Annotated in this window: 17 protein-coding genes; 4 read left to right on the plus strand and 13 right to left on the minus strand. The window is 64.2% G+C overall.

The features are described from left to right. Positions 1-71: 71 nt before the first annotated feature. The 4 genes from pepN to V6590_RS04905 form a co-directional block, all read right to left on the minus strand. Entirely contained in the window at positions 72-2,627 is a 2,556-nt protein-coding gene (gene pepN, locus V6590_RS04890) for an aminopeptidase N (protein WP_335420396.1), read from the minus strand. A gap of 105 nt (positions 2,628-2,732) precedes the next feature. Next, complete coding sequence (locus tag V6590_RS04895) at positions 2,733-5,858, minus strand: valine--tRNA ligase (RefSeq protein WP_335420398.1); 3,126 nt, start codon at positions 5,856-5,858, stop codon at positions 2,733-2,735. 70 nt (positions 5,859-5,928) lie between these two features. After that, complete coding sequence (locus V6590_RS04900; RefSeq protein ID WP_335420401.1) at positions 5,929-6,693, minus strand: VOC family protein; 765 nt, start codon at positions 6,691-6,693, stop codon at positions 5,929-5,931. A gap of 3 nt (positions 6,694-6,696) precedes the next feature. Continuing rightward, complete coding sequence (locus V6590_RS04905; RefSeq protein WP_335420404.1) at positions 6,697-7,074, minus strand: DUF1428 domain-containing protein; 378 nt, start codon at positions 7,072-7,074, stop codon at positions 6,697-6,699. Between the two features lie 75 nt (positions 7,075-7,149). On the opposite strand from V6590_RS04905, the gene V6590_RS04910 reads away from it, so the two are divergent. Continuing rightward, a complete protein-coding gene (locus tag V6590_RS04910) occupies positions 7,150-7,767 on the plus strand; it encodes a winged helix-turn-helix transcriptional regulator (protein ID WP_335420407.1) in 618 nt (205 codons plus the stop codon). Between the two features lie 15 nt (positions 7,768-7,782). Here V6590_RS04910 and V6590_RS04915 read toward each other — a convergent pair whose 3' ends face one another. Further along, a complete protein-coding gene (locus V6590_RS04915) occupies positions 7,783-8,214 on the minus strand; it encodes an Lrp/AsnC family transcriptional regulator (RefSeq protein WP_335420410.1) in 432 nt (143 codons plus the stop codon). 216 nt (positions 8,215-8,430) lie between these two features. On the opposite strand from V6590_RS04915, the gene V6590_RS04920 reads away from it, so the two are divergent. Together V6590_RS04920 and V6590_RS04925 are read left to right on the plus strand one after the other, a co-directional pair. Next, entirely contained in the window at positions 8,431-9,576 is a 1,146-nt protein-coding gene (locus tag V6590_RS04920; RefSeq protein ID WP_335420413.1) for a type III PLP-dependent enzyme, read from the plus strand. Between the two features lie 191 nt (positions 9,577-9,767). After that, entirely contained in the window at positions 9,768-10,862 is a 1,095-nt protein-coding gene (locus V6590_RS04925; RefSeq protein WP_335420416.1) for a T6SS phospholipase effector Tle1-like catalytic domain-containing protein, read from the plus strand. Here V6590_RS04925 and V6590_RS04930 read toward each other — a convergent pair. From V6590_RS04930 to gltX, 4 genes are all read right to left on the minus strand, one after another. Beyond that, positions 10,859-11,344, minus strand: coding sequence for a PaaI family thioesterase (locus tag V6590_RS04930; RefSeq protein WP_335420418.1), 486 nt, complete (start codon positions 11,342-11,344; stop codon positions 10,859-10,861). The two genes, V6590_RS04925 and V6590_RS04930, sit on opposite strands and share 4 nt — an antisense overlap. Before the next feature lie 58 nt (positions 11,345-11,402). Next, the gene (locus tag V6590_RS04935) at positions 11,403-12,104 is read right to left on the minus strand and encodes a heparan-alpha-glucosaminide N-acetyltransferase (protein WP_335420421.1); all 702 of its coding nucleotides are present in this window, start codon (positions 12,102-12,104) and stop codon (positions 11,403-11,405) included. A 96-nt stretch (positions 12,105-12,200) separates the two neighbouring features. Continuing rightward, complete coding sequence (gene gltA / locus V6590_RS04940) at positions 12,201-13,496, minus strand: citrate synthase (protein WP_335420424.1); 1,296 nt, start codon at positions 13,494-13,496, stop codon at positions 12,201-12,203. Positions 13,497-13,573: 77 nt separating this feature from the next. Next, positions 13,574-14,989 (minus strand): glutamate--tRNA ligase, encoded by a 1,416-nt coding sequence (gene gltX / locus V6590_RS04945; protein ID WP_335420427.1) that lies wholly within the window; start codon positions 14,987-14,989, stop codon positions 13,574-13,576. An 85-nt stretch (positions 14,990-15,074) separates the two neighbouring features. Between gltX and V6590_RS04950 the strand changes: the two genes are divergently transcribed. Beyond that, complete coding sequence (locus V6590_RS04950) at positions 15,075-17,261, plus strand: ComEC/Rec2 family competence protein (RefSeq protein ID WP_335420430.1); 2,187 nt, start codon at positions 15,075-15,077, stop codon at positions 17,259-17,261. Here the strand turns inward: V6590_RS04950 and lexA are convergent. The 4 genes from lexA to trpC all read right to left on the minus strand — a co-directional run bounded on the left by lexA (position 17,218) and on the right by trpC (position 20,447). Beyond that, positions 17,218-17,907: a transcriptional repressor LexA gene (gene lexA / locus V6590_RS04955; protein WP_335420433.1), complete on the minus strand. Its 690-nt coding sequence runs from the start codon at positions 17,905-17,907 to the stop codon at positions 17,218-17,220. The genes V6590_RS04950 and lexA overlap by 44 nt on opposite strands. 79 nt (positions 17,908-17,986) lie before the next feature. After that, positions 17,987-19,162, minus strand: a complete 1,176-nt coding sequence (locus V6590_RS04960; protein WP_335420436.1) for a molybdopterin molybdotransferase MoeA — start codon at positions 19,160-19,162, stop codon at positions 17,987-17,989. Further along, positions 19,159-19,638: a cyclic pyranopterin monophosphate synthase MoaC gene (moaC, locus tag V6590_RS04965; protein ID WP_335420439.1), complete on the minus strand. Its 480-nt coding sequence runs from the start codon at positions 19,636-19,638 to the stop codon at positions 19,159-19,161. Before moaC ends, V6590_RS04960 begins: the two co-directional genes overlap by 4 nt. After that, on the minus strand, positions 19,635-20,447 hold the full coding sequence (gene trpC / locus V6590_RS04970) for an indole-3-glycerol phosphate synthase TrpC (RefSeq protein ID WP_335420442.1): 813 nt from the start codon (positions 20,445-20,447) through the stop codon (positions 19,635-19,637). Before trpC ends, moaC begins: the two co-directional genes overlap by 4 nt. Positions 20,448-20,473 lie beyond the last annotated feature (26 nt).

Below are 20,473 nucleotides of genomic sequence, written 5' to 3' on the forward strand. Positions count from 1 at the left end.
GGGTGCCACAATCGAACAATTGTTTCAACGATCAAGGGCCTTTGGGCAGGCCGCCCTTTGCACAGGCTGCATCAGCCCAACATGCGCCCGGCCATTTCGCCCAGATCGCGGCTCAGGCCCTGCGTGGCGGCGATGCGGGACAATTCGGCCCGGATCAACTGCTGTCTTCCGGCATCATAGCGCCGCCAGGTTTCAAAGGCGGTGGACATGCGGGCGGCAGTCTGGGGGTTCTTCGGGTCCAGCCGGATCAGCCAATCGGCCAGCAGCCGATAGCCCGATCCATCCGCCTGATGAAAGCCCGCATGATTGGCCGACAGTGCGCCGATCACCGCACGAAAGCGGTTGGGGTTCTGCCAGTCGAAATCGGTGCGGGCCGTCAGGCGGGCGACTGTCGCGGCGGTCTGGTCGGGCGCGGCATGCAGGATTTGCAGCATGAACCATTTGTCCATCACCAGCCTGTCATGCCGCCAGCGGGTTTCAAATGCGTCCAGTTGCGCCTGACCCTGACCCAGATCCAGCAGCGCGACCAGCGCCGCAAGCCCATCGGTCATGTTGCTGGCGCGGGCATAGGCGTCGCGGGCCTGCGCACCGCCATCCAGACGGCTGGCCAGTTGCAGGCAGGCGTTGAACAGCGCGCGCTGTCCGGCCTGTGTCGCGTCGGGGGCAAAGGGGGCGGTGACGCGCATCGCCTCCATCAGCCCGGGCAGATGCGGTGCCAACCGCTCTGCCAGCGCCAGTGCCATGCGGCGGCGTTCGGCATGAAGGCGATCCGGATCGGGCACATGGCCCGCCGCGGCAAGGGTGGCTGCCATGTCATCCTCGGACGGCAGGCGCAGCGCCAGTGCGCGATAGGCGGGATCCAGACTGTCGTCACAGACCAGTGCCGCCAACCCATCCAGCCAGCCCCGCGCGGGCGCCGCCCCTTGGGTGACCATGCGCGCCAGAACATCCTTGGCAAGGCTGCGCCCGGCCTCCCACCGGTTGAACGGGTCGGTATCATGGGCCAGCAGGAAGGCGCGTTCGGCAGCATCAGCGTCGCGCTCCAGCACCACGGGGGCGGAAAAGCCGCGCAGGATCGACGGTACAGGCCGCGCTGCCAGCCCGTCAAACCGGAAGGATTGCACGGCTTGCGTCATTTCCAGAACGGTGGTCGGCAGCACCTCGTCGCCATTGGGGTTCAGCAGGCCCACGGCAATCGGGATCACCTTGGCCCCCTTGTCGGGCTGGCCCGGTGTCGGCGGATTGGTCTGTGTGAAGGTGAGCGTATAGGTCCCCGCGCCATCCCAGGCCTCATGCACGCCCAGACGCGGGGTGCCCGCTTCGGTATACCAGCGCTTGAACTGGGTCAGATCGCGGCCGGTGGCATCTTCAAAGACCTTCAGCCAATCCTCGATCGTGGCGGCATCGCCGTCATGGCGGGTGAAATACAGGTCCAGCGCGGCCTTGTAGCCATCTTCGCCCACCAGCCGTTTCAACATGCCGATGACCTCGGCCCCCTTTTCATAGATCGTGGCGGTGTAGAAGTTGTTGATCTCGACATAGCTGTCGGGCCGCACCGGATGGGCCAATGGCCCCTGATCTTCGCGGAACTGCCGGGCGCGCAGCATCAGTACATCTTCGATGCGCTTCACAGCGTGGCTGCGCATGTCGCCGGAAAACTGCTGATCGCGGAACACGGTCAGCCCTTCCTTCAGGCACAGTTGGAACCAGTCGCGGCAGGTGATGCGGTTGCCGGTCCAGTTGTGAAAGTATTCATGGGCGATGATCGCCTCGATCCGGGCGAAATCGTCATCCGTCGCGGTTTCCGGGCTGGCCAGCACGAATTTGGAGTTGAAGATGTTCAGCCCCTTGTTCTCCATCGCGCCCATGTTGAAATCATCGACCGCCACGATGTTGAACACATCCAGATCATAGGCCCGGCCATAGGCGGTTTCGTCCCATTGCATCGACCGGATCAGCGCATCCATCGCATAGGCGCAGCGGTCCTGATCGCCGGGCCGCACCCAGATGTTCAGCGCGACTTTGCGCCCCTCGGCCGTGGTGAAGGGCGCGGAATGGGCCACCAGATCCCCGGCGACCAGTGCAAACAGATAGGCGGGTTTGGGCCATGGGTCATCCCATTCCGCCCAGCCCGCGCCGCTGTCCACCGGATTGCCGTTTGACAGCAGCACCGGCAGATCGGCCTCGATCCGCACGCGGAACCGCGCCATCACATCCGGGCGATCGGGATAGAAGGTGATCTTGCGGAAACCCTCGGCCTCGCATTGGGTGCAATACATGCCGTTGGACATATACAGCCCCTCAAGCGCGGTATTGCCTTCGGGCGCGATCTCCACCTCGGTTTCCAAGGTGAAGGCCCCGGCGGGGATCAGCGCGGCAGGAATGGTCAGGCCCGTGGCATCGGGCTGGCATTCCAGCGGCGTCCCCCCCAGCCGCAGCGACAGCAGCCTCAGCCCTTCGCCATCCAGCCGCAGATCGTGCTGCCCCGGGCGGGCCGGGTTGGGCGTCAGGTCCAGCCGGGCGCTGACGCGCGTGGCCTGTGGCAACAGGGCAAAGCGCAGGCTGACCTGTTCAATCAGAAAGGGGTAGGGCTGGTAATCCGACAGCAGAACCGGGGCGGGGGTCATTCAACACTCCATCAATGCCCCGGAAAGGTGGGATGAAGCGCCGCCAAGGTCAAGCCGTGGCGGGGGGCGGGCCCGGGCCCGCGATCGGGGCCCGGGCGGATTGGATCAGCCGAGTTCGGCCAGACGGGCCATGGCGGCGCGCACCTTGGCGGCCTCGTCGCTGCGGGCCTCCAGATTGGCGCGGGCTTCGTCGACCACCTCTTCCTTGGCGCTTTCGATGAACTTGGGGTTGGACAGCCGCCCCGACAGGCCGCTGATTTCCTTTTCCAGCTTTTCCAGCGCCTTTTGCAGCCGGGCCTTTTCGGCACCGATATCAATGATCCCCTCCAGCGGGATGGCAAAGCTGGCGCCTTCGGCGGCGATGGCAATGGCCCCCTTGGGCGCGCTGCTGGCATCCGTCAGGCTTTCGACGCGCGCCAACCGCTTGATCAGCGCCTCATTGCGCGTCCAGGCCGCACGGGCCTGCGCATCCATCGCCGTGGCCAGCATGTCGAGCTTCAGCCCCACCGGCACATGCACCTGCGCGCGGGCGGACCGGATTTCGTCGATCAGCCCGGTCACCCATGTCATTTCACGGTCGGCCTCTGTGTCGATCAGCTCGGTCCCGTAGGTCGGCCAATCGGCATGGACCAGCATCCCGGCGCGGGTGCCGGTGGTGGCCCAGAGTTCCTCGGTGATGAAGGGGGTAAAGGGGTGCAACAGGATCATGCACTGATCCAGCACCCAGGCCATGGTGGCGCGGGTTTCATCGGCCTGATCGCCGTCAAACAGCGGCTTGGCAAATTCGACATACCAGTCGCAGACCTTGCCCCAGACGAATTTATAGAGCGCGTCTGCGGCCTGATCGAAGCGGAAATCGGCCAGCGCGGCATCTACCTCGACCCGTGCCTTGGCGGTTTCGCCGATGATCCATTTGTTCGCCGTGGCCTGCGGGCTGGGGGGGGCGGCGCGGGTTGCATGGCCTTCCCAGACGCCGTTCATTTCGGCAAAGCGGCAGGCATTCCACAGCTTGGTGCCAAAGTTGCGATAGCCCGCGATGCGTTGGGTATCGAGTTTCAGCACCCCGCCAAGGCTGGCCATGGCGGCATTGGCAAAGCGCAGCGCGTCAGCCCCGTATTCGTCGATGATCTCCAGCGGGTCGATGACATTGCCCAAGGATTTCGACATCTTCTTGCCCTTGGCGTCGCGCACAAGGCCGTGCAGATAGACGGTGTGGAAGGGGATATCCTCCACCACGGCCAGCTGCATCATCATCATGCGGGCGACCCAGAAGAACAGGATGTCCTGCCCGGTGACCAGCACCGAGGTCGGGAAGTATTTCTCCAGCTCCGGCGTTTGCTCTGGCCAGCCCAGCGTGCCGATGGGCCAGAGACCGGAGGAGAACCAGGTGTCGAGAACGTCGGGGTCGCGCCAGAAGGGAATGTCGCCTCCCTTGTTCGGCGTGTCATGCAGAAACTGAGGCCATTCAGAAGGTTCTGCGTTGACTTCAACCAAATTCGAGGGCGCAGCGCCTGTCCGATCAATCCAAACTTTTGCAATCTGCTTTTGTGCATCCTCAGCAGATGCAGCGCAGAACTGCATAGTAAGGAGCCCCGCGCGGGTGAGTTGTCCTCCGAGGGCCTTCTCATCATAGGCGTTCTCACGCAAGAATTGCGCGGCCTCTCCCAACGGGATTTCGGACCCAACCCCAATGCGCCATGATCCTACTTCACCCTTGAGGCTAGGGACCATTGCTGTCCATACGGGAATCTGATGCCCCCACCAAAGCTGGCGCGAGATGCACCAAGGCTCGATATTCTCCAGCCAGTGATAATAGGTTTTCTCGCCCGATTCCGGGATGATCTTCACGCGGCCCGTGCGCACCGCCTCCAGCGCCGGTTCCACGATCTTGGCGGTATCGACGAACCATTGGTCGGTCAGCATCGGCTCGATGACCACCTTCGAGCGATCCCCAAAGGGCTGCATGATCGGCTTGCTTTCTACCACCGGTTCCAGCCGCAGATGTTCCGATCCGGTTTCCGGGTCGGTTTCGCGGATCATCACGGTGACGGCCAGGCCGATGGCGTTGATATCGGCGATCACGGCCTTGCGGGCCTCGAACCGGTCCATGCCGCGATATTTCGTCGGCACGAGGTTCAGGCTGTCCACTTCGGATTCAGTCGTGGGCGAGCCTGCGGCAATCTCGCGCGCCCGCGCCACGGCGACCTCATAGGCCGCGCCGTCGTCGCGCATCCGGCCGCGGGTATCCATCAGGCGATAGCAGGGCAGGTTGTTGCGCTTGGCCACCGCATAATCGTTGAAATCATGCGCGCCGGTGATCTTCACCGCGCCCGAGCCGAAGTTCGGATCAGGGTATTCATCGGCGATGATCGGGATCAGACGGTCGCAAAGCGGCAGTTTCACCATCTTGCCGACGATGGGCGCATAGCGGGTATCCGACGGATGCACCGCCACCGCGCCATCGCCCAGCATGGTTTCGGGGCGCGTGGTGGCGATGGAGATGTAATTCCGCTTCTCGCGGAAGGTCACATTGCCGTCTTCGTCTTTCTCGACATAGTCATAGGTTTCGCCGCCCGCGAGTTCGTATTTGAAGTGCCACATATGGCCCGCGACTTCGATATTCTCGACCTCAAGGTCGGAAATCGCGGTTTCAAAATGCGGGTCCCAGTTCACGAGGCGTTTGCCGCGATAGATCAGGCCCTTGTTGTACATGTCCACAAAGACCTTGATCACGGCATCGTGGAAATTGCCGGCTTCGCCCGCCGGTGCGCCGGGGGCGCCCGACATGGTAAAGGCCTCGCGGTCCCAATCGCAGCTTGCGCCAAGGCGCTGCAACTGGCCGATGATGGTGCCGCGCGATTTCACCTTTTGCTGCCAGACGCGTTCAAGGAATTTTTCGCGCCCCATCTCGCGTCGGGTGGGTTCCTGGTGCAGCGCCATTTCGCGTTCGGTCACCATCTGCGTGGCGATGCCTGCGTGATCGGTGCCGGGCTGCCAGAGCGTGTCATCGCCCTGCATCCGGTGCCAGCGCACCAGAATATCCTGCAGCGTGTTGTTGAAGGCATGGCCCATATGCAGGCTGCCGGTCACATTGGGCGGCGGGATCATGATGGAAAAGGCCGGACGCCCGGGCTTGGCATGCGCGCCCGCCCGCCCGGCCTTGCCTTCGATCCACTGGGCAGAAATGCGGGCCTCGGCCTCGGCGGCGTTGAAGGTCTTTTCCATCGGCATGATCATTCCCCTTTTCGTCGGCCCCGGGTTTAGCGAAAAGGCCGGGCAAGGGGAAGGCTTGGCAGAGCGGTCAGGTGCCGCCGACAAGGGCGAAATGGCTGCCGCGCGGGTCTTGTGCGATGCAGACCACGGCATCCCCCGGCACCGGCATCGGACCCATGACAACAGTTCCGCCCGAAGCAGTGATCTTCGCCATCGCCCCGGCAATCGACTCGACCCCGAAATAGGGCAGCCAGCAGGGCGGGGCATCGGGGGCGGGCAGGCCCATCATGCCGCCGATATCCTGACCCTGCCAGCCGAACAGCCTGTAGGCCCCGGTCTCGCCCATTGGCATCACTGTCGATTCCTGCCAGCCCAGCACGGCGCGGTAAAAGGTCATGGCTGCCACCGGATCGGGCACCATCAGTTCATGCCAGCACCCATGCCCGGCAGCGGGTGGGGCAAAGGCCCCGCCTTGCAGACCGTCCAGCGGTTGAAACAGGCCGAAGGCCGCGCCTTGGGGATCGGCCAGCACGGCAAATCGCCCGGTGCCCGGAACATCACTGGCCGGTTGCAGGATCGTGGCCCCCAGGCCAATGGCCCGCATCAGCGTGGCATCCAGATCGTCAGCGGCGAAATACACAAGCCAGGCCTCGGGCTGGCCGTCAAAAGGCGGATACAGCCCCGCAACTATGGTTTCCGCCCCGTCGCGGCGGGCATGGGCCAGCGTATAGTCGAACCCTTCCATCCCGGCATCGCGAAAGGACCAGCCCAGAAGCGGCCCGAAGAACCTTGTCGTGGTATCGGGATCGGCGGTGGTCAGTTCATACCAGCACGGGGCGCCCAGAAGTGCCATGGCTCATACCCCTTCCGAATTCTGCGCGCTTTCAAGCAGCAGAGGAACAAAGCCGCCATAGACCATGCGCTTGCCGTCAAATGGCATTTCTCCCAGCGTTGCCGGGTCCAGTGTCATCATTCTGGCATAGGCCGCATCGCGGGTGGCCTTGTCGGGCCAGGTCATCCAGCAGAAGACCACAGTCTCGCCCTCTTTCAGATCGACCGCGCGCAGGAAATCGGTCTGTTTGCCCGGCGGCACATCATCCCCCCAGCCGACCCCGATGCTCAGCGCCCCCATGTCGCGGAACAGGGGCCACCATTTGGCCTCATGCGCGCGGTAGGTTTCGCGGTCGGCTGTCGCGACCGGAACAAGGAAGCCGTCAATATAGCCGATCGCCATGAAATCCCCCGATGAAAGCCCTTGTTGCGTCACTCTGGCGAGGTTAGTTAGAAAAAACAACTAAAATGTGGTGGCATGGACCGAACCCGACGAAGCTATGGCGAAGGCTGTGTGGCCGCTCATGCGCTGGACCTGATCGGCGACCGCTGGGCGTTGCTGGTGGTGCGCGAACTGATGTTCGGCCCGCGCCGCTTTGGCGCCCTGCGTGCGGGCCTGCCGGGGGTCAGCGCCAATGTGCTGACCCAGAGGCTTGCGGAACTGGAGGTGGCGGGGCTCGTGGTCAGCATCCCGCCCGGCTATGGCCTGACTGAGGCGGGCGAGGGGCTTTGGCCGGTGATCCGCGCGTTGTGCCATTGGGGGGCGGCGCAACCCGGGCATGACCCGCGCCTGTTCATCAGCCCGGCGGCGCTGATGCTGTCGATGCGGGCGATGTGTGCGCACGACCGGGCTGGCCGATACCGGGTGGCGATGGATCTGGGAACCGACCGGTTCCAGATCCTCTGCGACCCCGGCAGCTATGTGGTGACGCGCGATCCGGCCGCGACCGGGATGGTGTTTTCCGGGCCGCCCAATGCCATGGCAGCCGCTGTCTACGGGCCGCAGCCCCTGGTCGAAACGGCGCAAAGCCTTATCCACTTTGCGGGCGATCCGGCGGAAGGTCAGGCCTTTCTTGATCTGTTCCGCCTGCGCTGACCCAAGGCCGCCCGGTTACAATGCCCGGTCGAATTTCGTGGACAGGTGGATCAGGCTTTCCGAACTGATGACGCCGGTCAGCGCGCCGATCTGATCCAGCACCTGATCCAGCACCGTGGTGCTGGGGGCTGCCACCTGCAACAGCAGGTCATAACGCCCCGAGGTGGTCGAGACCCGTTCGATTTCCGCGATGCTTTTCAGCCGAGTCAGAATCGCGGCCTGCGCGCGGGGTTCGATGGTCAGCAGCACGCTGGCCCGCAGACGCCCCTGACGTGCGCCTTCGCCCAGCTTGAGCGTGTATCCCGCGATCACGCCGGTGGTCTCCAGCCGCTCCAGCCGGGCCTGCACGGTGGAGCGCGCCACCTTCATCCGCCGGGCCAGGGTGGCCACTGACATGCGTGCATCCGCCCCCAGAAGGCTGATGATGTTTCTATCCAGATCGTCCATGCAATATGCCCGGAAATTTCGTCATTCTGTCACCCCTACACTATATTTTTGTGGTTTTCATCGGTGAAGTTTGGTCCCATATGCGCATTCCACGTTTTCAGGAAAAGGGCGGCTCATACGCACCTGGCCTGGTTGTAATGACCGCGCAGGTGCTGGCTCCCGGAAGGGTTCCGGGCAATGGCCGCTTGCGTTCTGTTGGCAGAAAAGGACACGCCGATGGGACTTTCCAAAACGATCTGGACCAATCCGTCCGAATATATCCGTACCGTTCAGCCGGAAAATCCCGTGCTGTTCTTCTCGCCTGCCGTGCTGCAGGCCGCCGCGCGCCGGTTCATCGACGGCTTCCCGGGCATGGTGACATATGCGGTCAAGACCAACCCGTCGGATGTGGTGATCGAAAACCTCTCGGCGGCGGGGGTGCGTGGCTTTGACGTGGCCAGCCCCGGCGAGATGCGGCTGGTCAAGCGCATCGCACCTGATGCCGCAATGCATTACAACAACCCCGTCCGCGCCCGCGCCGAGATCGCCGTGGCGGTGGAACTGGGTGTGAAAAGCTATTCGGTGGATAGTGCGACCGAGCTGGAAAAGCTGATCGAGATGGTTCCGGCGCAAGACTGCGAAATCTCGGTCCGGTTCAAGCTGCCGGTGGCCGGTGCGGCCTATAATTTCGGGGCCAAGTTCGGCGCGACGGTTGATCTGGCGGCGCAACTGCTCAAGCGCGCGGCCGAGGCGGGCTTCATCCCCTCGCTCACCTTCCATCCGGGCACGCAATGCACTGATCCGCATGCCTGGGAATCCTACATCCGGGCGGCGGCTGACATTGCGCGTATGGCCGATGTGACCGTGGCGCGGCTGAATGTCGGCGGCGGGTTCCCGAACCATCGTCTGCAGGCCGTGGTGCCGCAGATCGACGAAACCTTCGCGCTGATCGACCGTGTCGCGACCGAAGCCTTTGGCGATGCCCGCCCGATGCTGGTCTGCGAACCGGGCCGAGGCCTGTGCGGCGATGCCTTCACCCATATCGCCAAGGTCAAGGCCGTGCGCGATGGCGCGCATGTGTTCCTCAATGACGGGGTCTACGGGGCGCTGGCCGAACTGCCGCTGGTTGGCATCATCGACCGGATCGAGGTGGTCGATGGCATGGGGGCCAAGCGGCGGGGCGAATTGCAGTCGCGCATCGTCTTTGGCCCCACCTGCGATTCGGTGGATCGTATTCCCGGCGAGTTGATGCTGGCAGACGACATTGCCGAAGGCGATTATCTGGTGATCCATGGTATGGGGGCCTATTCGGTGGCCACCAATACCCGGTTCAACGGCTTTGGCGATCTGACCATCGCCACGGTCCTGTCGCTGAAGGTCTGACATCAGGCTGATCCCGTTACGGGCCGTGCCGGAACTTTCCGGCCCGGCCCGCACACATTTGCGCGACAGATTGTAAAACTCTTTGCATTGGGTGGCATCCTGTCAATCATCGGGAAAGGCGGACAGGATCACCCTGATCGTCTGGACCGTAGCGATCCGGCTGCGGGCTTTGGAACGCGAAAGGGCCGCCAATGCGCTGGATGGAGCGCCTGAACAGCTGGCTGCGCCGTCATCCTGTGGTGCAGACCGATCCGGCAGATGCCCCGGCCAAGGGGCGGGGACGCGGACAGGTGGATCATGTGATCGTGCTGGATGGCACCATGGCCTCGCTGGAGCCGGGGATGGACAGCAATGCCGGGCGGGCCTTTCTGGTGATGAAGGAAAGCGTGCCGGGCAACCGCCGTTCCCTCTATTATGAACCCGGTCTGCAATGGGAAGGCTGGCGCAACACGCTGGATGTGATGCAGGGGCGCGGCATCAACCGACAGATCCGCCGTGCCTATGGCCATCTGGCCAGCCATTACCGGCCGGGCGACCGGATCTTCCTGTTCGGCTATTCGCGCGGGGCCTATGCAGTGCGCAGTCTGGCCGGGGTGATCGACCGCGTCGGGCTGCTGCGCCACGATGCGGCGACCGAACGCAATGTGACGCTGGCCTATCGCCATTATGCGCGCGATCCCGATTCCCGTTCGGCCCGGGCCTTCGCCCATGAATTCTGCCATGCCGAGGCAGCGATCCAGATGGTGGGCGTCTGGGATACGGTCAAGGCGCTCGGGCTGCGGCTGCCGTTGCTGTGGATGCTGACCGAAAGCCGCCATGCCTTTCACAACCACCATCTGGGCAGTTCGATCCGTCATGGCTTTCAGGCGCTGGCGCTGCATGAAACGCGGGCGGTGTTCGAACCTGTGCTGTGGGATTGTCCGCCCGGATGGGAGGGCAATGTCGAACAGGTCTGGTTCCGGGGCGCGCATGGCGATGTGGGCGGGCAGATCGGCAGCTGTGAGGCGGCGCGGCCTTTGGCCAATATCCCGCTGGTCTGGATGCTGGAACGGGCCGAGGCCTGCGGGCTGCGCCTGCCGCAGGATTGGCGCGGCCGGTTTCCCTGTGATGCAGCGGCCCCGATGGTGGGCACCTGGCGTGGCTGGGGCGCAGCTTTCCTGTTGCGCAAGGCGCGGGTGGTGGGGCGCGACCCGTCCGAACGGGTGCATCCTACAGCTTCGTCCATGGTGACGCCACGCGCGCGGCTGGCCGGTTTCTGGCCACGCCGCGTGCCGGGCCGCCCTTAGCCCGCCATGATGATGCAGGTGGTACTGCCCGTGGCATAGGTCTTGCCATCGGCGACCCCACGCAGAATGGCGCTTGCAACTGCGGTGCTGCGGCCCGCGTGATCGACGATTGCCACGGCCTTGACCTCTTGCCCCAAGGGCACCGCGCGGGTGATGTTCACCTTGTATTCCAACGTGGTGTACCAGCGCCCCTGTGGCACCGTGGTCATCACCGCGCAGCCAAGAACCGTATCCAGCACCGTGCCATACCAGCCGCCATGCGCTGCGCCAAAGGGGTTGCAATGGTCAAACCCGGCCGCCCCGCGCAGGGCCACCTTGCCCTCAGCCACTTCGGTCAGGTGAAAGCCCATCAGGCGGGCAATCGGCGGATGCGGTAACCGGCCTGCCAGAATGCCTTGCATGAAGTCCAGACCCGACATGGACAACAGGGTTTGGCGGTCAGGCAGATCAGCGGGGCTTTGGGCGAAATAGGGTGTGGTCATGCCCCGATCTGGTCCGGCTCAAACTGCAATGTCGAGAGGGAGCTGGAGTGACGCAGCGTCATACCAGTTGCAGGATCAGCCAGAGCAGTCCGATCAGCACCGGCTGGTGCAGCAGATAGATGGCCAGCGAATGTCGTCCGGGCCAGGCCAGCCAGTCAGGCGCTTGCAACCGGGCCAGCCGCACCCAGCCGGGACCGATCAGCCGGGCAAGGCCAAGCCCGATCAGAAATGGCCCGAACCACGGCACCAGCGGCACGAAATCGACACTGTAGGTCGGTCCGGTCTGCAGCCCCAGAAAGCGCAGGGGCGGCCATGTCCATTCCAGCAGCGGAGGTGCCCACCATGCGGCCCCCAGCACCGTGGCGCCCAGGGCAAGGGTCAGCAGGGCAGGCAGGCGCAGACAGGGCAGGGCGATCAGGCTGGCCAGCGCGATGCAATGCAGGATGCCGAAGAAAACCCAAGCCTGCGGCATGGCAAGGCGGGTGACCAGCGTTACCCCCGCTGCCGCTGCCGCGATCCGCAGCCAGCGCCGCCAGAAGGCATGCCAGTGCAGACCTGAGCCATGTGCCAGCCACAGCCCCATCCCCGCCAGAAACAGGAAGCTGCCGGCCACGATCCGTGCGTGATAGTAGAATATCCCCGATGTTGCAGTGCCCGGCGGCAGCACCCCGAACATCTGCAGGTCATAGACCAGATGAAAGGCCGCCATGCCGATCAGCGCCAATGTGCGCGCCACATCGATGATCCAGATCCGCTGCATCCCGGCCCCCTGTTTGCCCCCTTGTCCCGCAGGACGCCCCTGTCTGCAATGAAAAAGGGCGGCCCGAAGGCCGCCCCGATGGTCTGCTGCGCCCGATCAGCGGTGGCGCACATCCACATAATCCCGGGCCTTTTCGCCCAGATAAAGCTGGCGCGGACGGCCGATCTTCTGCGTCGGGTCACCGATCATCTCTTTCCACTGGCTGATCCAGCCCACAGTGCGCGACAGCGCGAAGATCGGGGTGAACATCGCAGTCGGGAAGCCCATCGCATCCAGAATGATGCCCGAATAGAAGTCGACATTCGGATAGAGCTTTTTCGAGATGAAGTAATCATCCGACAGCGCGATCCGTTCCAGTTCCTTGGCGACCTGCAGCGTCGGGTTGTTTTCAATGCCCAGAAGGCTCAGCACTTCGTCGGCGGATTCCTTCATCACCTTGGCGCGCGGATCGAAGTTCTTGTAAACGCGGTGCCCAAAGCCCATCAGGCGGAAGCCGGAATTCTTGTCCTTGGCCTTGGCGATGTATTCCGGAATGCGGTCCACCGTGCCGATTTCGCGCAGCATTTCCAGACAGGCCTGATTGGCCCCGCCATGGGCCGGGCCCCACAGGCAGGCAATGCCCGCCGCGATGCAGGCAAAGGGGTTGGCCCCCGACGAACCCGCCAGACGCACCGTGGAGGTGGAGGCGTTCTGTTCGTGATCGGCATGCAGCATCATGATGCGGTCCATGGCCTTGGCCAGAACCGGGTTCACCACATAATCCTCGCAGGGCACGGCAAAGCACATGTGCAGGAAATTGGCCGCGTAATCGAGGTTGTTCTTCGGATAGACGAAGGGCTGACCGATCGAATACTTGTAGGCCATTGCCGCGATGGTTGGCAGCTTGGCGATCAGGCGCATGGCCGCAACTTCGCGCTGCCAGGGGTCGTTGATATCGGTGCTGTCGTGATAGAAGGCCGACATGGCGCCCACCACGCCCACCATGGTCGCCATCGGGTGGCTGTCACGACGGAACCCGCGGAAGAAGTTGTGCATCTGTTCATGCACCATGGTATGGCGCGTGACCCGCTGTTCGAAATCCTTCATCTGTGCGGCATTGGGCAGTTCCCCATGCAGCAGCAGATAGCAGACTTCCAGGTAATGCGATTTCTCGGCCAGCTGGTCGATCGGATAGCCGCGATGCAGCAGTTCGCCCTTGTCACCATCGATATAGGTGATCGCGCTGTCGCAGGCTGCCGTCGAAGTAAAGCCCGGATCATACGTGAACATATCCGTCTGCGCATAGAGCTTGCGGATATCCAGCACATCGGGACCGAGGGTGCCCGAATAGATCGGCAGGTCAAACGACTTGTCATCGATCGTGAGCTTTGCGGTCCGGGTCGGTTCTGCCATCTCTTACATCCCTCTGCGTTGGCGGGCAGCGCCGGGAAGGCGCTGCGGCGAATAGTCCGGGCAGGGGGGCGCGGCGATCAGGCCGCGGCATCCTCCAGCCGCGCAATCGTTTCGTCCTGACCGATGACAAGCATCATGTCATAGACGCTGGGGCTTACCGTGCGTCCGGCCAAAGCCGCGCGCAAGGGGGCAGCCAGTTTGCCGAAGCCGATGCCAGCATCTGCGGCAGCCCCGGTCAGAATGGCCTCAAGATCATCCTTGGTCCAGCTAGCATTTCGCAGGCGCGGCGTCAATGATTTCAGTATACCACGGGATACCGGATCAAGCGCCTTCTCGGCGGCCTCGTCGCGTGCAATCGGGCGCGATTCCAGAATATAGCGCGCCTTTTCAAGCAATTCCGGGAAGGTCTTGGCGCGTTCCTTCAACCCGGCCATGCCTTTCAGCATCAGCGCGGCCTGATGATCTGTCAGTGCCGGTTGCTGCGATGCAGCCAGAAACGCCTGCAATTCACGCAGCAATGCGGCATCATCGCCGGCGGCGATGTGTTGACCGCAGAGATTTTCCAGCTTCTTGAAATCCAGTCGGGCCGGTGCGCGACCGATTCCCTTCAGGTCAAACCACTCCATCGCCTGTGCGCTGGTGAAGAATTCGGCATCGCCATGTGCCCAGCCCAGACGTGTCAGGTAATTGCGCATCCCGGCAGCAGGATAGCCCATGGCCTGATATTCCTCGACACCAAGCGCGCCATGGCGTTTCGACAGCTTCTTGCCATCCGGCCCATGGATCAGCGGGATATGGGCCCAGACCGGGATTTCCCACCCCATGGCATCATAGATCATCTGCTGGCGCGCGGCGTTGTTCAGATGGTCATCCCCCCGGATCACATGCGTCACGCCCATATCGTGGTCATCCACCACAACGGCGAGCATGTAGGTCGGCGTACCATCCGAGCGTAAACAAATCATATCGTCCAGCGTGGAATTCTGGATGACCACCCGGCCCTGAACCTGATCGTCGATCACGGTTTCGCCCGTGCGCGGGGCACGCATCCGGATTGCATAAGGCAGATCGGGATAGCTGGCGGGATCGGCGTCGCGCCAGGGGCTCTGGAAGGCGGCATAGCTGCCCCGGGCTTCGGCCTCGGCCCGGAAAGCTTCGATTTCTTCCTTGGTGCTGAAGCACTTGTAGGCCGTTCCTCGTGCAAGCATTTCATGTGCCACGGCAGCATGACGATCCTTGCGGTCAAACTGGCTGACCACCTCGCCATCCCAGTCCAGCCCCAGCCATTCCAGCCCGCGCAGGATTGCCGCCGTTGCCTCGGGGGTTGACCGTTCGCGATCGGTATCCTCGATCCTGAGCAGGAACTTTCCCCCGCGCCCCCGGGCATAGAGCCAGTTGAACAGCGCCGTCCGCCCGCCACCGATATGCAGATAGCCGGTCGGCGACGGGGCGAAACGCGTGACAACGGGACGGGAGGTGGACTGGAGCGCCATACCTTAACCTTTCGGAAACCAGATCTTCGCAAGTTGTCTTCGGTGATAGGCGGAAGGCGGGCCGGACACAAGGAGGCGGCAGGGGATGCAGCGGATCGGCCTCTGGATGCAGCAGGTGGCGCTCTGGCCGGTTCTGGCGCTGGCCGAGGCGCGGGGCATCCTGTTTCCCTGGGTGCCGGTCTTTCTGGCCTGCGGCATTGGCTGGTGGTTCGGCCGCGCCGACGAACCAGACATGCCTGTCTATGCCGCTGCGGCGGCGGTGGTTCTGCTCTGTGTCATCGGCTGGCGGATCGGGCCGCATCTGGCGCAGCCCTTCTGGGTGGCGACCGGATGCGTTGCGGCCGGGGTCTTGCTTTGCGGGTTGCGCGTCATGGTGATTGCGAGCCCGGTGCTGGAGGGCCATTACTACGGCCCGGTATCAGGCCGCATCGTGGAGATCGACCGTTCGCAAAGCGATGCGCTGCGCCTGACGCTGGACCTGGTGGTGCTGGACGGGGTCGCACCCGGCGACGTGCCGATACGGGTACGCATCTCGGTGCAGGGCGATCAACGCTGGCTGGTGTCGCAGCCCGGCGCGCGGGTTCAGGTCACGGCCCATCTGTCACCGCCGCGCGGGCCGGTTGAACCGGGCGCCTTCGATTTTCAGCGCAATGCCTGGTTTCGTCAGATCGGCGCGGTGGGCTATACCCGCCATCCGGTGCTGCCCTGGGCGCCGCCTTCGCCGGGCGAACAATGGGTGGGCCGGTTGCGCAGTCAGCTATCCGCCGGGATACAGGCCGCGATTCCGGGCGATGCCGGGGCCTTTGCTTCCGGTGTCATGACTGGCGACCGTTCTGGGCTGAGCGGTGACGCCGTGGCCGCCCTGCGCGATTCGAGCCTTGCACATCTGCTGGCCATTTCCGGCATGAACATGGTGTTTCTGACCGGCTTTGTCTTTGCGCTGTGCCGGGGCGGCGTCGCGCTGGTTCCCTTTGTCGCGCTGCGGATCAATGCCAAGAAAATCGCGGCAGTGCTGGCTTTGGGCGTGGCTGGGTTCTACCTGCTGCTGTCTGGGGCCAATGTGCCGACCGAACGCGCCTTCATCATGGTGGTGGTGATGCTGGGGGCGATCCTTGTGGATCGGCGCGCGCTCAGCCTGCGGTCGGTTGCCATGTCGGCGGTCATCCTGCTGGCCCTGCGCCCCGAGACCTTGTTCGATGCAGGGTTCCAGATGTCCTTTGCTGCGACCACCATGCTGATCGCCGGGTTCGGGGCGCTGGAGGGCGGTGTGTTGCGCGATCACCTGCCGCGTTGGGTTCTGCCGGTCTTCACCCTTGTCCTGTCATCCGCCATCGGCGGGCTGGCCACCGGTCCCTATGCGGCTGCGCATTTCAACCGGATTGCCGATCTGGGGTTCTTTGCCAATCTGCTGACGGTGCCGGTGATGGGGGTCATCATCATGCCGGCAGGGGCGCTGGCGGCATTGCTGGCCCCCTTGGGGCTGGCCGACCTGCCGCTCTGGATCATGGGGCTCGGCTGCGACTGGGTGTTGCAGGTGGCGCATTGGGTGGCCGCGCGCGAAGGGGCGGTGACGGCCGTTCCGGCCCCTGGTCCTGCCGTGCTGCTGCTGATCTCGCTGGCCGGTATCTGGCTGGCGGTCTGGCGCGGCTGGGGGCGGTTTGCCGCCGTCGCCCCTTTGGGTCTGGCATTCGTCCTGTGGTCACAAGTGGCGCGGCCCGATCTGTTGATTGCCGAGGATGCGGCACTGGTCGGACTGGCCGGGCCAGAGGGGCGGGCGCTGTCGGTTGCGCGGGGCGGCGGCTTTGCGGCCGAAAACTGGCTGGCGCATGACGGTGATCTTGCGGCGCAAGCCATTGCCGCGCGTCGGGCGGGTTTTTCAGGACCCCAGCACGAGCGGCGGTTCGTCCTTGGCCCCTGGCGCGGGGTACATCTTCGGGGAAAAACCGCCAGGGACGCGCTGCAGACCGCCTGCCTGACAGCCGATCTGGTGATCATCGCAGCGCGAGTGACAGCGAGCCCGGGGGATTGCGTCGTGATCGACCAGACGATGCTGGCGGCGACCGGGGCGCTTGCCATTCATCTGTTGCCGGACGGAGGATTGCAAATCACGTCCTCGCGCGGCGCTGCGCGGGTCTGGCACGACCGCCCCGCACCGATGGCATCATTGCCCCACAACCTGCCCCCGCCGGCACTCCGTCTGGCACAGGGCCCGGAACGCTGTCCCGGGATCAGTAGCTGCGGATCAGGCCAACCAGCCGCCCCTGCACCTTGACCAGATGTTCCGGCACCATCCGGGTTTCATAGGCCGGGTTTGCGGCCTCCAGCGCGATCATGTCGCCGCGGCGCCGATAGCGCTTCAGCGTCGCTTCGGAATCTTCGACCAGCGCCACGACAATATCGCCATTCTGCGCAGAATCCTGTTCGCGGATCACCACGATATCGCCATCGTTGATGCCCGCCTCGATCATCGAATCCCCTTTGACCTCAAGCGCATAATGCTGGCCAGAGCCCGACAGCATCGTGCCTGGAACCGCGATGTGGTGCGAGATTTCCGAAATCGCTTCAATCGGGACACCTGCCGCGATCCGACCCATCACCGGCAGTTCCATCGCATGGGCGGGCAGGGCGGCCATCGGGTTGCGCGCCGGTTCCGTGCGGCGGCCACCGTCGATCACCCGGGCCGAGAAGCCCGATTTCTCCATCGCCTCGGGGATCTTGACGATCTCGATGGCGCGGGCGCGATGGGCCAGCCTGCGGATGAAGCCACGTTCTTCAAGTGCCGTGATCAGGCGGTGGATCCCGGATTTCGACCGAAGGTCCAGCGCCTCCTTCATTTCGTCGAATGACGGCGGAACGCCGTCACGATCCATCCGGCTGCGGATAAAATCCAGAAGTTCCAATTGCTTGCGCGTCAGCATCAGGCCATCCCTTCGCCAGAACTGTGGCGTGTTTGCATAATGTTCTGCCCGCGTTCCCGGTTTGTGTCAAGCCCCCAGATCAGATCGGCAAATATTCGACACGCTCTCCGGCGGCGCGGGGGCCGTCGCCCAAAGGACGGATCAGCAGGGCATCTGCCTGGCTCAGCACGCCCAACAAGGCGGAATCCTGATCGCGGAACGGGGTGATATGCGGCAGGTTCGGGCCTGCCGACAAATGCGCCCGCATGTAATGTGTGCGTGGCCCGGTCGGGCCGGTGTCGCAGGCCAGCATGGCGTGGCGCGGTTGCGGGCGGGGGGTGGGATCGCCCTGCATGGCGCGGATCAGCGGCAGCAGAAACAGATGGGCGCAGACGATGGCCGACACCGGATTGCCGGGCAGGCCCAGCATCGGTGCGCCGTGCAGACGCCCGGCCATCAGCGGTTTGCCGGGGCGCATGGCGATGCGGTAGAAATCGCGGTCAAGCCCAAGGCTTTCGGCCAGCCGTGCCACCACGTCATGATCGCCGACCGAAGCGCCGCCGATCGTCACCACAAGATCGGCGCCGCGCGCCAGTTCAAAGACGGCGCGCAGGCTGGCCTCGGTATCGCGGGCAATCGGCAGCAGGCGCACCCGCGCGCCCGCCATCTCGGCCAGGGCTTTGATCGCAAATGAGTTCGATGCGATGATCTGATCCGGCCCGGGCTCTTCGCCCGGCATGACCAGTTCATCGCCCGTGGCGATGATTGCCAGTTCCGGCTTTTTGCGCACGGTCAGGCGCGGCACGTTCATGGCAGCCAGCAGCGCCAGATCATTGGCCGAAAGCCTGCGCGGCCCGACCTCGGCCCCGGCAGCAAAATCACTTCCGCGCAGACGGATATTGTCGTTCTCCGATGTCTCGGCGATCGTGATGATCTCGCCGTCGCGCTGCACATTTTCCTGCAAGACGACACGGGTCGCGCCCTGTGGCACCGGTGCGCCGGTGAAGATGCGCAGGCATTCGCCCGGCGCCAAATGCCCCGCAAAGCCATGGCCTGCGCCCGCTTCGCCGATCACCCGGAACCGCGCAGCCAGCGGAGCCGGGCCAGCCACGGCATAGCCATCCATGGCCGAGGCGTCGAAGGGCGGCTGATCGCGCCGGGCCACGGCCGCATGGGCCAGCCAACGGCCATGGGCTTCGGCCAGCGGCACCTCTTCCACACCCATCGGGCGGGCCAAGGCCAGAACACGATCCAGGGCCTCTTCAACCGAGATCATGGCTGCGCCTCATAGCGGCCGGATTTCCCGCCTTCTTTAAGAACCAGCCGTATCCCTTCGATCTGCATGGATTTTTCGGCGGCCTTCAGCATATCGTACACCGTCAGGCAGGCCACGGAAACCGCAGTCAGCGCCTCCATCTCCACCCCGGTCTGGCCGCCGGTCTTGACGGTGGCCTGCACCACCACGCCGGGCAGGGCCGGGTCTGGCGTCAGATCCAGAGCAACCTTGGTGATCGGCAGCGGGTGGCACAGTGGGATCAGGTCGGCGGTGCGCTTGGCCGCCATGATCCCCGCCAGCCGCGCAATTCCCAGCACATCGCCCTTGTCGGCGCGGCCCTCGATCACAAGCGCCAAAGTTTCGGCGGTCATCCGCACCTCGCCCCGCGCGACGGCCAGCCGCGCGGTCACGGGCTTTTCCGAGACATCGACCATATGGGCGCGGCCCTCGGCATCGAAATGGCTCAGCGCCATCATGCGCCCCCTTGTGCGACCAGCGGATTGGCCAGAATGGCGCGGGTGGCGGCGGCAACATCGGGCTGCCGCATCAGCGCCTCGCCGATCAGGAAGCAGCGCGCGCCATATTGCGCCATGTCGGCCAGATCGGCGGGGGTGAACAGGCCGCTTTCCGACACGATCAGGCGGTCTTCGGGCGCGCGGCGGGCCAGATCGCGGGTGGTGTTCAGCGTCACGTCGAAACTGTGCAGGTTGCGGTTGTTGATCCCCAGCAAGGGCGATTTCAGCCGTGCGGCGCGGTCAAGTTCGGCACGATCATGCACCTCGATCAGCACATCCATGCCCTGATCCATGGCCACCTGTTCCAGATCGACCGCCTGCGCATCGTCCAGCGACGCCATGATCAGCAGGATGCAATCGGCCTTCAGCGCGCGGGCCTCGATGATCTGGTAGGGATCATAGATGAAATCCTTCCGCAGGCAGGGCAGGGTGGTTGCGTCATGGGCCTGGGTCAGGAAGGCATCGTCGCCTTGGAAGGACGGCCCGTCGGTCAGCACCGAAAGGCAGGTGGCACCGCCCTCCTGATAGGCGCGGGCCAGGGCGGGCGGGTCAAAATCGGCGCGGATCAGACCCTTGGATGGGCTGGCCTTCTTGATTTCGGCAATCAGGCCATAGCCGGTGCCGGTCGCCTGCCGCAGCGCCTTGGCAAAGCCGCGCGGGGGCGGTGCTTCTTTGGCTGCGGCTTCCAGATCGGCCACCGGACGGGCGGCCTTGCGCGCGGCCACTTCCTCAAGCTTGTAGGCCTTGATGCGGTCAAGAATGGTAGGCATGGCAAGACTCCTTTCCGCAGCATTAC

Source organism: Gemmobacter denitrificans (genome assembly GCF_036964905.1).
GTDB lineage: Bacteria > Pseudomonadota > Alphaproteobacteria > Rhodobacterales > Rhodobacteraceae > Gemmobacter > Gemmobacter denitrificans.

Coding starts and splice junctions, on each gene's coding strand:
- gltA (WP_335420424.1), bottom strand. CDS start 13,496: ATGGCAGAACCGACCCGGACCGCAAAGCTCACGATCGATGACAAGTCG.
- moaC (WP_335420439.1), bottom strand. CDS start 19,638: ATGATGGCGCTGAGCCATTTCGATGCCGAGGGCCGCGCCCATATGGTC.
- V6590_RS04930 (WP_335420418.1), bottom strand. CDS start 11,344: ATGACCACACCCTATTTCGCCCAAAGCCCCGCTGATCTGCCTGACCGC.
- trpC (WP_335420442.1), bottom strand. CDS start 20,447: ATGCCTACCATTCTTGACCGCATCAAGGCCTACAAGCTTGAGGAAGTG.
- V6590_RS04910 (WP_335420407.1), top strand. CDS start 7,150: ATGGACCGAACCCGACGAAGCTATGGCGAAGGCTGTGTGGCCGCTCAT.
- V6590_RS04925 (WP_335420416.1), top strand. CDS start 9,768: ATGCGCTGGATGGAGCGCCTGAACAGCTGGCTGCGCCGTCATCCTGTG.
- V6590_RS04905 (WP_335420404.1), bottom strand. CDS start 7,074: ATGGCGATCGGCTATATTGACGGCTTCCTTGTTCCGGTCGCGACAGCC.
- pepN (WP_335420396.1), bottom strand. CDS start 2,627: ATGACCCCCGCCCCGGTTCTGCTGTCGGATTACCAGCCCTACCCCTTT.
- V6590_RS04920 (WP_335420413.1), top strand. CDS start 8,431: ATGGGACTTTCCAAAACGATCTGGACCAATCCGTCCGAATATATCCGT.
- V6590_RS04935 (WP_335420421.1), bottom strand. CDS start 12,104: ATGCAGCGGATCTGGATCATCGATGTGGCGCGCACATTGGCGCTGATC.
- lexA (WP_335420433.1), bottom strand. CDS start 17,907: ATGCTGACGCGCAAGCAATTGGAACTTCTGGATTTTATCCGCAGCCGG.
- V6590_RS04900 (WP_335420401.1), bottom strand. CDS start 6,693: ATGGCACTTCTGGGCGCCCCGTGCTGGTATGAACTGACCACCGCCGAT.
- V6590_RS04915 (WP_335420410.1), bottom strand. CDS start 8,214: ATGGACGATCTGGATAGAAACATCATCAGCCTTCTGGGGGCGGATGCA.
- gltX (WP_335420427.1), bottom strand. CDS start 14,989: ATGGCGCTCCAGTCCACCTCCCGTCCCGTTGTCACGCGTTTCGCCCCG.
- V6590_RS04895 (WP_335420398.1), bottom strand. CDS start 5,858: ATGCCGATGGAAAAGACCTTCAACGCCGCCGAGGCCGAGGCCCGCATT.
- V6590_RS04950 (WP_335420430.1), top strand. CDS start 15,075: ATGCAGCGGATCGGCCTCTGGATGCAGCAGGTGGCGCTCTGGCCGGTT.
- V6590_RS04960 (WP_335420436.1), bottom strand. CDS start 19,162: ATGATCTCGGTTGAAGAGGCCCTGGATCGTGTTCTGGCCTTGGCCCGC.